At 69.9% G+C, this 14917-nt stretch carries 11 protein-coding genes and 1 pseudogene; 6 read left to right on the forward strand and 6 right to left on the reverse strand.

The genetic code is table 11. The features are described from left to right. Nucleotides 1-599, forward strand: a 599-nt coding sequence (locus ACFQ4O_RS08880; RefSeq protein WP_378775340.1) for an ATP12 family chaperone protein, incomplete at its 5' end; no start/stop codon positions are given. A gap of 397 nt (nt 600-996) precedes the next feature. On the opposite strand, the gene ACFQ4O_RS08885 is transcribed toward ACFQ4O_RS08880, so the two are convergent. After that, the gene (locus ACFQ4O_RS08885; protein WP_378775341.1) at nt 997-1974 is read right to left on the reverse strand and encodes a glycosyltransferase family 2 protein; all 978 of its coding nucleotides are present in this window, start codon (nt 1972-1974) and stop codon (nt 997-999) included. After that, entirely contained in the window at nt 1961-3169 is a 1209-nt protein-coding gene (locus tag ACFQ4O_RS08890; RefSeq protein WP_378775342.1) for a glycosyltransferase family 87 protein, read from the reverse strand. Before ACFQ4O_RS08890 ends, ACFQ4O_RS08885 begins: the two co-directional genes overlap by 14 nt. Before the next feature lie 335 nt (nt 3170-3504). On the opposite strand from ACFQ4O_RS08890, the gene glmS reads away from it, so the two are divergent. Further along, on the forward strand, nt 3505-5328 hold the full coding sequence (gene glmS / locus ACFQ4O_RS08895; RefSeq protein WP_378775343.1) for a glutamine--fructose-6-phosphate transaminase (isomerizing): 1824 nt from the start codon (nt 3505-3507) through the stop codon (nt 5326-5328). Here glmS and ACFQ4O_RS08900 read toward each other — a convergent pair. From ACFQ4O_RS08900 to ACFQ4O_RS08910, 3 genes are all read right to left on the reverse strand, one after another. Further along, on the reverse strand, nt 5315-6295 hold the full coding sequence (locus ACFQ4O_RS08900; protein WP_378775344.1) for a protein-methionine-sulfoxide reductase heme-binding subunit MsrQ: 981 nt from the start codon (nt 6293-6295) through the stop codon (nt 5315-5317). The two genes, glmS and ACFQ4O_RS08900, sit on opposite strands and share 14 nt — an antisense overlap. A 223-nt stretch (nt 6296-6518) precedes the next feature. Then, on the reverse strand, nt 6519-7514 hold the full coding sequence (locus tag ACFQ4O_RS08905) for a hypothetical protein (protein WP_378775345.1): 996 nt from the start codon (nt 7512-7514) through the stop codon (nt 6519-6521). 59 nt (nt 7515-7573) lie between these two features. Beyond that, nucleotides 7574-8452, reverse strand: coding sequence for a hypothetical protein (locus ACFQ4O_RS08910; protein ID WP_378775346.1), 879 nt, complete (start codon nt 8450-8452; stop codon nt 7574-7576). A 578-nt stretch (nt 8453-9030) separates the two neighbouring features. Here ACFQ4O_RS08910 and ACFQ4O_RS08915 point away from each other — a divergent pair. Beyond that, complete coding sequence (locus ACFQ4O_RS08915; RefSeq protein WP_378775347.1) at nt 9031-10290, forward strand: M10 family metallopeptidase C-terminal domain-containing protein; 1260 nt, start codon at nt 9031-9033, stop codon at nt 10288-10290. 248 nt (nt 10291-10538) lie between these two features. Here ACFQ4O_RS08915 and erpA read toward each other — a convergent pair whose 3' ends face one another. Further along, nucleotides 10539-10889 (reverse strand): iron-sulfur cluster insertion protein ErpA, encoded by a 351-nt coding sequence (gene erpA / locus ACFQ4O_RS08920; RefSeq protein WP_378775348.1) that lies wholly within the window; start codon nt 10887-10889, stop codon nt 10539-10541. Nucleotides 10890-11036: 147 nt separating this feature from the next. Between erpA and ACFQ4O_RS08925 the strand changes: the two genes are divergently transcribed. The 3 genes and pseudogenes from ACFQ4O_RS08925 to ACFQ4O_RS08935 all read left to right on the forward strand — a co-directional run. After that, nucleotides 11037-12251 carry a deoxyguanosinetriphosphate triphosphohydrolase gene (locus ACFQ4O_RS08925; protein ID WP_378775349.1) on the forward strand — a complete coding sequence of 405 codons (1215 nt, stop codon included), beginning with the start codon at nt 11037-11039 and terminating at the stop codon, nt 12249-12251. 32 nt (nt 12252-12283) lie between these two features. Continuing rightward, on the forward strand, nt 12284-14020 hold the full coding sequence (gene argS / locus ACFQ4O_RS08930) for an arginine--tRNA ligase (RefSeq protein ID WP_378775350.1): 1737 nt from the start codon (nt 12284-12286) through the stop codon (nt 14018-14020). Between the two features lie 72 nt (nt 14021-14092). Next, a pseudogene (locus ACFQ4O_RS08935) lies at nt 14093-14917 on the forward strand (SPOR domain-containing protein); the annotation flags it as partial.

Below are 14917 nucleotides of genomic sequence, written 5' to 3' on the forward strand. Positions count from 1 at the left end.
GCGCGGCGCTGGCCTTCGCGCGGCCGGAGCTGGCCGCGGCGGTGGCGGCGGAGTGGAGCGCGCAGGGCGAGTTCATCGAGGCCGCGACCATGCCGCTGACGCGCCTCGCCAACGCCGCCATCGACGGCGTGGCGCGGGAGAGCGCGGCGGTGGCCGAGGACGTGGTGAAATACGCCGGCAGCGATCTCGTCTGCTACCGGGCGGAGGAGCCGGCGCGGCTGGTCGCCCGGCAGGCGCTGCACTGGGACCCGGTGCTGGCCTTCGCCCGCGACGATCTCGGCGCCCGCTTCGTGCTGGCGGAAGGGGTGATGTTCGTCACCCAGAGCGACGAGGCGCTGGAGGCCGTGCGCCGCGCCACGCCCCGCGACGACGCCTTCACGCTGGCGGCGCTGCACGCCATGACCACGCTGACCGGCTCGGCGCTGATCGCGCTCGCGGTGCTGCGCGGGCGCCTCACGCCCGACGACGCCTGGGCGGCCGCCCATGTGGACGAGGACTGGAACGTGGAGCTGTGGGGCGGCGACCACGAAGCCGAACAGCGCCGCGCCAAGCGCCTCGCCGAAATGCGCGCCGCCGCCCGCATGATGGGCGTGGAGTGAACATACGGCGCGATCGTTCGCGGCAGGTGCGGGGCTAAGGACGGGAAGCTGCGCGCCCCTTCCTTGTCCCGGCCTTGAGCCGGGACCCAGAAACGTCTCTGTTGCAGGATCAAGCTGCGAGCGTGGAGCTTCGTCCGGAGGCGTCGGCGGAAATGGGTCCCGGCTCAAGGCCGGGACAAGGAGCGTTGCGCCCGTCGCTTCCGCGTAGGAGCGGGGGCTGAGATGTCGGTCGGCGCGCGCGACTTTCTTGTCCCGGCCTTGAGCCGGGACCCAGAAACGCTGGCGTCTCAGAAGGAGCCGCGACGAACGGGGAGCTTGATCCTCAGGCCGCAGCGGCTCTGGGTCCCGGCTCAAGGCCGGGACAAGAACCATTGCGTCCGTCGCTTCCGCCAGCGCGTCAGGCGGCTCCCTTCAGCTCCAGATAGCGCAGGCGTTTGGTCTCGCGGCGGGCCTCCGCCACGCTTTCCACGATCACGCCGCAGACGGCGCTCAGCACCGCGAGCTGCATGATGGCGGCGCAGAGGATGGCGGTGGGGAAGCGCGGCACCAAGCCGGTGTCGAGGAAGGTGCCGACCAGCGGGACCGCCAGCCACAGGCTGACCGCGGCGAGCGCCAGCCCGATCGCCCCGAAGAACTGAAGCGGCTTCAGCGCTCGGTGCATCATGGCGATGGTCCACAGGATGCGGAAGCCGTCGCGGAAGGTGGAGAGCTTGCTCACCGAATCCGCCGGCCGGCGGCCGTAGCGCACCGGAACCTCCTCCACCGCGAGCCGGAGGTCGAGGGCGTGGATCGCGAGTTCGGTTTCGATCTCGAACCCGCCGGACGCCGCCGGGAACGATTTTGCGAAGCGGCGCGAGATCACCCGGTAGCCGGACAGGATGTCGGTGAAGCCCGCGCCGAACAGCCGGTCCACCATCAGGTTGAACATGCGGTTGCCGGCCTGATGGCCCCGGCGCGACTGCATGCCCTCGCCCTCGCGGGTGGCCACCACCATGTCGAGCTGGCGCGAGACGAGACGGTCGATCAGCAGCGGCGCCGCCAACGGATCGTAGGTCAGGTCGCCGTCGGCCATGAGATAGACGTCGGCCTCCACGTCCGCGAGCATGCGGCGCACCACGTTGCCTTTGCCCTGCCGGGTCTCGTGGCGGACGATGGCCCCGGCCTCGCGCGCCCGCTCCACCGTGCGGTCGCGGGAGTTGTTGTCGTAGACGTAGATGTCGGCGGCCGGCAGCACGGCCCGGAAGCCGCGCACCACGTCGGCGATCGCCGCCTCCTCGTTGTAGCAGGGCAGCAGCACCGCCACCTTCAGCGGCGCCTGCTCCGGCGCCATGTGGACGCCGAAGGAGGTGTCGCGCAGGCGTTCAATGTTGGACATGGGCGAACTCCCGGACGGGGGCGCGCGCGGGCTGTCGACCGGCGACGGCGAGCGCGAAAAGGGCGAGAATGGCGAGGAAGCCGAAGGGGATCAGGGTCGCCATGGCGGCGGCCCGGCCGAACAGCGGCGTGGCGTAGACCGCGAGCAGCACGGCCGCCGCGCCCGGCCGCCAGCCGGCCTTGAGCCCGTCCGCCACCAGGAAGGCGATGGCGGGGCCGAGCAGCATCATGTCGTAGTCGAGCGCGTATGGGGTGGCGAGCAGCGCGCTCGCCAGCAGCGCCGCCGCCATGGGCTCGTAAGACGCGGGCCCGCGCCACAGCCGCACCGTGAGCGCGATGACGGCGAGCGTGGTGACGGCTTGCGCGGCGTAGGCCGCGGGCAGCCCGGCGCCGAGCGCGCGGGCGGCGGAGAAGGCGCTGACGATCTTCTCCCAGCCGGTGTCGCCCTGCTCCAGCACCACCTCGCGGGTGAAGACGGCGCTGGCGCGGAACGCGTCCCAGGTCTCCGGTCCGAAGGCGGCGAGCGAGAGCAGGCTGACGCCGATCACGGTTCCGGCGGCGGCGAAGGTGGCGCGCCAGCGGCCGGTGGCGACCAGCACGAAGGGCAGCAGCACGCCGAACTGCGGCTTGTAGCAGAGCAGCCCCAGCAGCACGCCGGCGAGGACCGGACGCCGGTCGAGGATCACGAGGCCAAGCCCGAACAGGCCGGCGGTGAGGAAGCCGTTGTGGCCGTGGGTGAGGTTGACGAACACCGCCGGGAAGGCGAGCGCCGCCAGCAGGGCCGTCCGGCCGGGCAGGATGGCGCGGATCGCGGCGAGATAGATCGGCAGCGTCGCCGCCTGCCACAGCGCCAGCGCCGCGAGATAGGGCAGGGCGCCGAGCAGCGCCGCGAGCCCGAGGAACATGGGCGGGTAGTGCCAGCCGTAGAACGGGGCGTCCGCGCCGAAGCGCGCCTGCTGCACGGCGTGATGGCGGGCGAGGTCGTAGGCCGCCTCCGGCGCGCCGTCGAGCACCAGCCTGCCCGCGGCCCAGACATTGGCGAAGTCGGTGCCGATCGGCCGTCCGGCCGCGTCCACGCCGTTCACGGACGTGGCCAGCAGGGCGACGAGCGCCGCGCCGTAGCCGGCGATCAGCATCAGCGAGACGGGACCTGCGCGGTCCGCGATGGCTTTGGGCAGGGTGTTGGGCGACGCCATGCGTCGGCGCTCTCCGGCGATGAACGTCCCGGCACCCTGCGCCCGCGGCGTTTAAGGCGGGTTTAAGCCGGGAGTTGAAAGCGGGGCTCCTCCGTCCAGCTTGGCGCATGCCGGGCGTCCGTCGAAGGGCAAGTCGTGGATGCCCGCGCGAAGGCGCGGGCATGACGTGGAGGTGGGGGTGGGCGTCAGCGTGGCGTCCGGAAAACCGTTCGGAGCCGCCCGCGCCGACATCGCCCGAAACCCGCCGTGATTTCCTTATCCGTTCAGCCGCCGCTAAGGAGCGCTGGGGTAAGACGCCCAGTGCGGGACGACAAACAGGAGCGACGCTCGGCAACATGTGCGGCATCGTCGGAATTCTCGGCAAGGGCCCGGTGGCGGCCCAGCTCGTGGACAGCCTGAAGCGGCTCGAATACCGCGGCTATGACAGCGCGGGCGTCGCGACGCTCGACGGCGGCCGCATCGTGCGCCGCCGCGCCGAAGGCAAGCTGCGCAATCTTGAGGCCTCGCTGGAGGCGACGCCGCTCGGCGGCGCGATCGGCATCGGCCACACGCGGTGGGCGACCCACGGCGCGCCGACCGAGGCCAACGCCCATCCGCACGCGACCGACCGGGTCGCGGTGGTCCACAACGGCATCATCGAGAACTTCCGCGAGCTCCGCGGCGAGCTCGAGGCCGGCGGCGCCGTGTTCCAGAGCCAGACCGACACCGAGGTGGTGGCCCATCTGGTGTCCAGGGCGCTGGAGGCGGGCGCGAGCCCACGGGACGCGATCTCTCAGGCGCTCAGCCGCCTGAAGGGCGCCTTCGCGCTCGCCTTCATCTTCGCCGGCGAGGACGATCTCATCATCGGTGCCCGCCGGGGCAGCCCGCTCGCCATCGGCCATGGCGAGGGCGAGAACTTCCTCGGCTCCGACGCCATCGCGCTCGCCCCCTTCACCGACGCCGTCACCTATCTGGAGGACGGCGACTGGGTGGCGCTGACCCGCGAAGGCGTCGAGATCTTCGACGAGAGCGGCGCGCCGGCGCCCCGCGCCGCGGTGCGGGCGGCGGCCGCGGCGATCATCGTGGACAAGGGCAACCATCGCCACTTCATGGCCAAGGAGATCGCCGAGCAGCCGGAGGTGGTGGGCCACACGCTGGCGCGCTTCATCGACATGGCTGCGGGCCGCATCCGCCTGCCGGACGGCGCCGACGTGGACTTCTCCAAGCTCGACCGGCTCGCCATCTCCGCCTGCGGCACCGCCTATTACGCCGGCCTCGTGGCGCGCTACTGGTTCGAGAAATTCGCCCGCCTGCCGGTCGACATCGACATCGCCTCCGAGTTCCGCTACCGCGAGCCGCCGCTCTCCTCCGGGGGGCTGGCGCTGGTCATCTCCCAGTCGGGCGAGACGGCGGACACGCTGGCGACCCTGCGCCACTGCCGGGCGCAGGGCATGCGCATCGGCGCGGTCGTCAACGTGCCGACCTCCACCATCGCCCGCGAGGCGGACGTGGTGTTCCCGACGGTCGCCGGCGTGGAGGTGGGCGTCGCCTCCACCAAGGCCTTCACCTGCCAGCTCAGCGTGCTGGCGGCGCTCGCCGTGAAGGCGGGGCGCGACCGCGGCGTGCTGTCCGAGGACGACGAGGCCAAACTCGTCTCCGCGCTGGTGGAGCTGCCGCGCCTGATGGCCGAGGCGCTCAGGCTGGAGCCCGAGATCGAGCGCCTCGCCACCACCTTCGCCAAGGCGCAGGACGTGCTCTATCTCGGCCGCGGCACCAGCTTCCCCATCGCGCTGGAAGGCGCGCTGAAGCTCAAGGAAATCTCCTACATCCACGCCGAAGGCTACGCCGCGGGCGAGCTGAAGCACGGGCCGATCGCGCTGGTGGACGAGAACGTGCCGGTGGTGGTGCTCGCGCCCTACGACCCGCTGTTCGAAAAAACCGCCTCCAACATGCAGGAGGTGGCGGCGCGCGGCGGCAAGATCGTGCTGGTGACGGACGGCGAGGGGCCGGAGCACGCCGGCTCCGCCTTCGCGGTGTTGACGCTGCCCAAGGCCTACGCCTTCGTCAGCCCCATGCTCTACGCCATCCCGGTGCAGCTTCTCGCCTATCATACGGCGGTGTTCATGGGCACCGACGTGGACCAGCCGCGCAATCTGGCGAAATCCGTCACCGTGGAGTGACGGTCGCCGCCTGCTGCGGCGCCCGGACGGGACGGGGGGGTCCCCGCCGCCGGGCGCCGATGAGGCTCGAGGCCGCGGCGGCGAGGCCGAACAGAAGCACCCAGCCCGCCGGGCGCACGCCATAGGCCTGCGGCGCCCAGTTTGCGGCGAGCACCCGCCACGGGTTCACGCCCGAGGCCGCCGCGTACCACAGCGTCTCCGACAGCGCGGCGCCCACGGCCGCGACGACCGCCAGCGCCAGCAGCGGCGCGAGACGGATGTCGCGCTCGCCGCCTTGCGCCTGCAGCCAACGCCAGCCCATGGCCCACAGGAACAGGCCCCACATCAGGATCGGCTCGCCCGCGTCGAGCTTGGATTGCATGGCGAAATGCAGCAGCGCCAGCCCTGCGAGCGGATAGGCGAGGCGATGCAGCGCCCGCCACCGCTTCGCCCCCATGCGGGCGACCGCGCCATCGGTGGAGGTGGCGCCGAGCGCGATCAGGCCGATGAGCGTGACGACGCCCACCGTCAGATAGACCCGCTGGGCGATCTCGCTTGCGACCCGCCACAGATCGAGCTGCTGGTCGATCACGTAGAGCCCGAGATGCAGCGCCCCGTAGGCCAGCGCCGCGAGCCCGATCCGGCGGCGGGTGAGATGCAGCTTCGGCCAGTGCCACAGCCGCCGGAACGGCGTGATCGCCAGCGACAGCAGCAGGAAGCGCACGGCCCAGTCGCCGGACAGGTGGATGGCGTCGTAGATCGGGCGCGCCTTCTCGCCTTCGGGACTTGCGCCCGGGGCGCCGCCGAAGGCGCCCGCGTCGCCCGGCCCGAACGCGGGCGGCAGGCCGAGATCCGGCGCCGGGCCCGCGCCCGAGAAGTCGCCCTGGGCGGCGCGGACCGCCAGCCACAGCGCCGGCAACGTCAGCCCGAGAAGCGTGAGCGTCAGCAGCGGCGAGAACCGGCCGGCGCGATCCGTGAACAGGGGCATGGGGCGAACCTGGGCGAGAGCCTTACGTCAGCCTCTGAGCATGGCCGAAAATGCGACCGGGGCGAGGCGGGCGCGCATCGCCTTGCCCATGGCGCCGTCACGCGCTCCAATCGGCGGCGTCGAACGCGTCACGCTCCGGGAGGCCCGCTCATGCGCCATGCCGCCGTCGTTCTGGCTTTTCTCGCCGTGCTGCCGGTCGGCGGCTGCGTCGGCTTCGCCGAGGTCACGACGTTCGAGATGCGCTCTCCGCCGCCTCCGGAGCCGGCTCCTCCAGGTCCGAAAGCTCGAACCGGCGATCTCCCCGCCCGGCGTTGAGCCAGTCCAGCATGGAGGCGAGCGTGGGAAGGGTCTTCCGGAACAGCCGGAACGCCTGAAACTCCCGCTCGACCCGCTCCTGATGCTCAGGAACGTTCCGCAGCGCGGCGGGGTCCTGTCCTGCGGTGAACTTGCTGGGAATGCGATGCCAGATGCGGTCCCGGATCTCCGCCTCCGAGGCGTCCGGCGCCATCACGAGCCACCAGAAGAAGGCGGAATGCTGCGCGTTCGGGAACGACACCACGCTCACGCCCGGCTGCCCGATCATGCGCTCCGCGTGGCGTATGTCATGCCGCTGAAGCGCCGAGGCCACGATCAGCCCGCGGAAGTCGCTGCCGGGAGTGTCCGCGCCGGCGCGCAGCCAGGACGTCAGATCGCCTTCCGCCTCAAGGCGCTCCAGCAGGCCGGGCTGCCGTGAGGCGCGCTCGACCAGTCCGAGATAGCTCTTGTGATTGCGTGTGTCTTCCGGCGGCCAGATCTGCGTCGGCGGGTTGAAGGCGATGGCGCGCACCGGGCGGTTCGGCAACTGCCGGGCCAGCGCTACGCCGACCGCGAACGCGGTGTAGCCGCCGCCGCTGTCGCCGACGAAAACGATCTCCCGCGCGTCCCGCAGCCCCTCGATATGCGCGATCAGGTCGGCGGCGGTCTCGTCGCTGGTGAGGGGAAGCTTGGAGAGCAGGACGGTGTTGCAGACCGCGACCGGGCAGCGCAGCGTCTGCACCGCTTTCCAGCGGACCATGGAATGCGGACGCGCCACGATGCAGAATCGGCCAGACGCGCTGGCCGGACGGGGCCACAGCTCCACGTCGACCCGGCCGGCCATGAACCGCACGCTTTTCGGCTGGTCGGTTTTCGGCGCGTCGTTTTCGGGCGTCGCGCGGGCGTCGTCGTCGGGTGCGGCCATGGGATCGCCTGCTGTCGTCGGATGATGAAGGTGGGATGCGTCGCGCGCCGGTCGGCGCGTCAGGCCGCGGCCAGCGGCTGGCGGCCCGCGCGTTCGGCCGGCGGCCGCGCGACGAGGGCGTCGCCGCGCTCCACCAGGAACAGCCGCCGCCAGTGCTCCCAGATGTCGAGCCAGTCCGAGAAGCTCGCCTCCGTGGCCGTGAACTCCTGCACCCGGTGCAGCACGGAGGCCAGCGACTGCGCGTAGAGACGGCAGGTCCGGCAGTCGATGTTCGGCGTGCAGCACTTGGCGTCGCCGGCGTCCGTCATGTCGGTGTGGAAGTGACGGTAATGGGTGGTGACGCGCGAGCCGCAGTTCGCCGGCAGTCCGGTCTGCGGATCGACGTCGTAGACGCCCTCCGGCCGGTGGATCCAGCGGTTGAAGGCGTGGCTGTAGACCACCGTCTCGGGATAGGCGTCGAGCGCGGCTGCGATCAGGTCCTGCGCGCGCGCCAGCCCGTCGCGGTCCAGCATCAGGCTCCCGCCGTCGCGGCTGATGCGGAAATAGTCGCCCTTCTCCGCCTGCGCATCGTCGAGCAGGCGGCTGTACTCCAGCGTCGGGCTGAAATGGCTGAAGCTGACCCGGACGCCGGCCTCCGCGCAGAGGCGCGCCAGCTCGGGCACGCTCTCGAGGTTCTCGGCGTTGAGGGTGAACACGAAGGTGGCGCGCGGGTCGTCGCGGTAGTTGCGCAGCGCCTTGGTGAACACGTCGGCGCCCCGAAGCCTCGCGCCCTGCTCGCCCAGGCCCCAGACGGAGATGTGGATCGCGTAGGGCAGCGCCGGATCGAGCCGGATCGTGCCGTTGCTGAACACGAGGCCGCGCGTCAGATGCCGGGCGGCGGCCCGGAGCACGTCCTGCCGCAGCGCAGGCTCCGCGCCGCCGAACTGGCCGTAGGTCACGCCGCGCGCGGCTTCTTTTGCGAAGAACTGGTCGAACGCCTCAGCGTCCTTCTCGCCATGAGCCTCGTAATCGGACCCGAGAAAAAACAGGCATCCCTCGCAACTCAGGTTGCAGGTTCGGGCGATGTCGTATTGGGAAGGCCGGATGTGCCCGATCTCTTTTCGGAGCGCGCGGTATCTCTCCCCAAGAGGATTGCCGGGCGCCAAGAAATCTCGAATATTTGACATGGCCCCGAGGTGTTAATTTCGCGAAGATCTAAATCACATTTTCGTTTCGCGTAAATTCTCCAATATATTTCTTATTTCTCCGCGCTTTGTGTCAACGCATTTCGCACTGCACTGAAACTGTTATCGATACCTACGGGGGTCGTGTGACTTTGGAGCGTCATATTCCGGAAACGCGTTCATTTGATTACTTTCGCGCCGCCGATCATCTGTGGTCCCGATTCATCAATGGCGGGTCTTTCGCACGAGACGCGCGAGCAAAAGCGTTTTTCCCCCTCGCGCGGCGAACGGCCGCGCGGCACGGTGGCCGGCGCGGCTGATTCGCATGCTGCGCCTGCCTCCGGAGCACCGTCATGGCGTCCAAGAACCCCTCCTATCCTGCCTTTGTGAAATACATTTCGGACGGCGGCGCGCAGCCGATCGCTTGGCCCAAGACATCGTTCACGTTCAATACGATGTTTTTGATGGATGGCGCGATGGTCAAGGCGGCGCAGAGTGCAATGCAGGCTTGGACCGCCGTAACCGGCTTTTCGTTCTCCAGTAAACTTATTGCGGATATCGAATTTAACAGTTTCGGCAATGGCGAAGCCTACGCCGAGACGTCATTTACGGCCAATGGCCAGATCGTATCATCGGAAGTGACGGTGAGCCGGGACTGGATGGATGGTTTCCCGGTCGGCGCGCGTTGGGGGCTGGGATCCTATGGCGTGCAGACGTTCATTCACGAGATCGGTCACGCGCTCGGTTTGCAGCACCCGGGCCCTTACGATGGTTCGGGAACGTACGCGGCGGACGCGCTCTTCCGATACGACACAAACCAGTATTCGGTGATGTCCTACTTCGAGCAGGACCAGCTTGGCGACGCCACCGCGCTCAACGTCATGACCCCGATGAAGGCGGACATCGCAGCGATAACCAAGCTGTATGGCGCGCTGACCGTCAATGTCGGCGACACGACATATGGGCGCTCCGGACTTTACGATTTCGGAAAATACAAGAACGCAGCTTTCACCATCAACGACACACGCGGAAACGATATAATCGATCTGCGTGAGCTCACCTCTGGCGTGCGGATTGATCTTCGGCCTGGAATGTTTTCGGACATCAATGGCCACATCAAAAATCTCGCCATCGCGGATGGCGTTGTGATCGAATCTGTTTATGCGTCCGCCCTGAACGACAGCGTTCTTGGCAATACGGCAAACAACATCTTGCGCGGCTTCGCCGGTGACGATCGGCTCAACGGCGGCGGCGGGGACGACATTCTCGATGGCGGGCTCGGCGCGGACATTCTGACCGGCGGCGCAGGCGCGGATGACTTCGTGTTCCGCACGCGTCAGGAGACGGTCGGCGACATCATCCGAGACTTTGTCGCGGGCGTGGACGACATCCGCCTGTCGGCGATCGACGCCAACACGGTCGCCTCCGGCCGCCAGGCGTTTCGTTTCATCGGCTCGACGGAGTTCAGCGGCGCGGCGGGCCAGTTGCGCTACGGCTTCAAGGACGGCGACACCCTTGTCACCGCCGATCTCAACGGCGACAGGGCGGCCGATCTGCTGATCCGGCTCGAGGGCCATGTGGCTCTGAGCGCGGGCGATTTCCTGCTGGTCTGACGCCGTTCGCGCGGCCCCGGCCGGCGCGCGCCGGGCCGGGGCCAAAAAAAAGCCGCCCGAACGGATCGAGCGGCTTGAAGTGAAGGGAGGAAACGCCCCAGGAGGGCGACAGCGAACGGCGGAGGGCCGTGCGCTGGTGGCATCCCAATGCCGGTTTCCGGTTCGCTTGTGAAGCCTCAATGCGCGCCATCAGGTGCGCTATTGTTTCGCAGCGAAAGTTTCTATGGCGCGATAGGCGCGAATGATCGTCAGATCGCGAAGCTGGTGCCGCAGCCGCAAGAGGCTGTGGCGTTGGGATTTTTGATCTGGAACGAGGCGCCGATCAGCGCGTCCACGAAGTCGATCTCCGCCCCGGCGAGATAGGGCAGGGACACCGGATCGATCAGCACTTTCGCGCCGTCGCGGGCCACGATCACGTCGTCCTCGGCCACGCGGGTGTCGAATCCGTAGTCGTAGGAGAAGCCGGAGCAGCCGCCGCCCAGCACGCTGACGCGCAGCATGGAGCCGGGCGCCTCGGAGGCGAGGATCTCGGTGATGCGGGCGGCGGCGCGCGGGGTGAGGGTGACCTCGGACGCGCGGTCGAGAACGTCGGTCGACATGGGCTTTCGAACCTTCGCGAAGTTTCGGGCGCGAACCTGCCGCGCGGGGCGGCCGGCGGTTGCGCGGGTCTCGGATCAAGAGGTAAGCACGCCCATGCCAAGGGTCAACGCGGGAAGGGGCGGCCTCGAACGGCCGCGACGGGACGCATGGACGTGACGGCCTGGATCCTGCGCCCGCGCGCCGCTTACGCCGCGGATCCGACCCGGAGCCTCGGCCGGCTGATCCCGGAGCCCGCGAGCCCCACCCGCACCGACTTCCAGCGCGACCGCGACCGGGTGCTGCATTCGACCGCGTTCCGGCGGCTGAAGCACAAGACGCAGGTCTTCGTCTATCACGAGGGCGACCATTACCGGACGCGGCTGACGCACACGCTGGAGGTGGCGCAGATCGCCCGCTCCATCGCTCGCGCCCTTGGCCTCGACGAGGATCTCGCCGAAACGGTGGCGCTGTCGCACGATCTCGGCCACACGCCGTTCGGCCACGCGGGCGAGCGCGCGCTCGACGCCTGCATGGCGGGCTTCGGCGGGTTCGACCACAACGCCCAGTCGCTCCGGGTGCTGACCAAGCTGGAGCGGCGCTACGCGGATTACGATGGGCTGAACCTCACCTTCGAGTCGCTGGAGGGGGTGGTGAAGCACAACGGGCCGCTGCTCGGCGCGGACGGCGCGCCGCTGGGCGCTTACGCCGGCCGCGCGCTGCCGGTCGCCATTCTGGAATACGGCGCGCGGCACGATCTCGGGCTCCACACCCATGCGAGCGCCGAGGCGCAGGCGGCCGCCATCGCCGACGACATCGCCTACGACGCCCATGACGTGGACGACGGCCTGCGCGCCGGGCTGTTCCGGCTGGACGATCTCGCCGAGGCGCCGCTGCTTGGCGACATCCTGGCCGAGGTGCGCGCCCGCCATCCCGGCCTCGACGAGGCGCGCACGGTGCACGAGGTGGTGCGGCGGGTGATCACCCGGCTGGTGGAGGACGCCATTTCCGAAAGCGCCCGGCGGCTCGACGCGCTGGCGCCGGCGAGCGTCGGCGACGTGCGGGCCGCGGGCCATGCGGTGGTGGCGTTTTCGCCGGAGATGGCGGTCGCGGAGCGGGCGGTGAAGCGCTTCCTCACCGAGCGCATGTACCGCCACCCCTACGTGGACCGAGTGATGGCGGAGGCGCGCGGCGTGCTGGGCGACCTGTTCCGGGCCTACGCCGCCGACCGCGCCGCCCTGCCGGGCGAGTGGGCGCGCGAGGTCGCGGGCCTCGACGAGCCGCGCCGGCTGAGGGCGATCGCCGACTTCATCGCCGGCATGACCGACCGCTACGCGCTCGACGAGCACCGCCGGCTGTTTGACGCCACACCGGATTTGCGTTAGCCGCCGAAGCCTTCCCAAGGGCCCTGCCGCACATGAACATGTTCTCCGATTTCGCCGCGCGCCTTGGCGCGACCCTCGAAGCCCTGGCGACCGAGGGCGCGATCTCGCGCACGCCGGACCTGACCCGCGTGGTGGTGGAGCCGCCCCGCGACCCGAGCCACGGCGATCTGGCGACCAACGCCGCCATGGTGCTGTCGAAGGAGCTCGGCCTGAAGCCGCGCGATCTGGCGGAGAAGATCGCCGAGCGGCTCGGTCGGGACCCGGACGTGGCGGCGGTCTCCGTGGCCGGCCCCGGCTTCGTGAACATCGCGCTGAGCGAGGCCTATCTCATTCGCGTGCTCGCCGTGGTGCTGGAGCAGGCGGGCGATTTCGGCCGGCCCGCCGCACGGCCGGGCGTGAAGGTGAACGTGGAGTACGTCTCCGCCAACCCCACCGGCCCGATGCATGTGGGCCATTGCCGGGGCGCGGTGTTCGGGGACTCGCTCGCCAATCTGCTCGCCTTCTCGGGCGAGGACGTGACGCGCGAGTACTACATCAACGACGCCGGCGCGCAGGTGGACGTGCTGGCCCGCTCCGCCTTCCTGCGCTACCGCGAGGCGCTGGGCGAGGACGTGGGCGCGATCCCCGAAGGGCTCTATCCCGGCGACTACCTGAAGCCGGTCGGCGCGGCGCTGGCCGCAGAATACGGCTCGGCGCTGAAGGACAAGCCCGAGTCCGAATGGCTGCCGCTTGTCCGCGACGCGACCATCGACGCCATGATGGCCATGATCCGCGACGACCTCGCCGCGCTCAACATCCGCCACGACGTGTTCTTCTCCGAGCGTACGCTGCACGGCGCGGGCGGGGAGATCGAAAAGACGGTGGCGGAGCTGCGCGCGCGCGGCCTCGTCTATCAGGGCAGCCTGCCGCCGCCCAAGGGCGAGCTGCCCGAAGACTGGGAGGAGCGCGAGCAGACCCTGTTCCGCGCCACCGATTTCGGCGACGACATCGACCGTCCGCTCGCCAAGTCCGACGGCTCCTACACCTATTTCGCCGGCGACGTGGCCTATTTCCGCTCCAAGTTCGAGCGCGGCTTCCGAGAGATGGTGTTCGTGCTGGGCGCCGATCACGGCGGCTATGTGAAGCGCCTGCAGGCGGTGGGCCACGCGCTCTCCAGCGGGACCGCGCGCGTGACCGTGGAGCTGTGTCAGCTGGTGCGGCTGTTCCGGGCGGGCGAGCCGGTGCGCATGTCGAAGCGGGCGGGCAGCTTCGTGACGCTGCGCGACGTTGTGGACGAGGTCGGCCGCGACGCCGTCCGCTTCATGATGCTGTTCCGCTCGAACGACGCGGTGCTGGATTTTGATTTCGCCAAGGTCACCGAGCAGTCCCGCGACAACCCGGTGTTCTACGTGCAGTACGCCCACGCCCGGGCGCAGTCGATCCTGCGCAAGGGCGCGGAGGCGTTCCCGGACGCCGCTGGCGCGCCGGACCTGTCGCTGCTGAAGGACGAGGGCGAACTGGCGCTGGTGAAGCGCATCGCCCAGTGGCCGCGCGTGGTGGAGCAGGCGGCGCAGGCGCGGCAGCCGCACCGGGTGGCGTTCTATCTGCACGATCTCGCGAGCGACTTCCACACCCACTACAATCGTGGCGCGGCGCCTGATTTACGCTTCATTATGGAAAACAATCCATTGTTGTCCCAAGCCCGATTGGCGTTGGTCCGGGCGCTGGCGCTGGTGCTGGCGACGGGACTTGGTATCTTGGGCGTGGCGGCTCCCGACGAGATGCGCTGACCCTCCGCGGCCTCGCGGCGGCCGGTCGCAACCGTCACGGCGGCCGCCCGCCAGGCTCTCGGAGGCCGAAACATGAAAACCCAGGCAGCGCGACGCGACCACGCGGCCGCCGACCCCGAACTCTACGCCCAGCCCGACGACGGCTTGAACCTGCGCGGCGGCCATCACTACGAGCCGGACGCCGAGCACTATTATCTCGACCCGCAGAAGCCCGAAGAGCAGCCCTACGATCCGCGCGCCTACGCGCCGAATCCGGACGACCCTTACGGCTATGACGAGTACGGCCAGCCGGCCTATGACGAGCGCGCCGACCGGCGGCGCGTCGGCGGCGGGCGCGGCGGCCTCACCATGGTGGCGGCGGTGCTGGGCGTGGCGCTCATCGGCGGCGCGGGCGCGCTCGCCGATCGCAGCATGGGCGGCGGAAGCAGCGGCGAGCCGCCGCTGATCAAGGCCGAGACCGAGCCGGTCAAGACCGTGCCCGAGAACCCCGGCGGCGCCGAGGTTCCGCATCAGAACAAGCAGATCTACGACCGGGTGAACCCGGAAGCGCCGACGAAGTCGACCATGGTGTCGCGCGAGGAGGAGCCGGTGGAGCTGCCCGCGGGCGCGCCGCCGTCCGCCAACGCCGACAGCGCGCGCGTCATCCTGCCCGGCGGCCCCGCCGCGGTGGAGCCGGTCGCGCCCAGCACCATGGGCAGCGAGCCCCGCCGGGTGAAGACGGTGGAGATCCGCCCGGACTCCTATTACGGCCAGAACCCGCAGGCCGCAGCCCCGAGCCCCGCGCCCTCCGCCGCCCGCGGCGATCAGGCGGCGAGCGAGTTCGCCAACGGCATCATGAGCGACGGCGACGAGCGCACCGGCGCGGCCTCCGCGCGCGACGCCGCTCCCGAGACGCCC

Origin of the sequence: Methylopila musalis, from assembly GCF_042679725.1 — a bacterium.
Lineage (GTDB): Bacteria > Pseudomonadota > Alphaproteobacteria > Rhizobiales > Methylopilaceae > Methylopila > Methylopila musalis.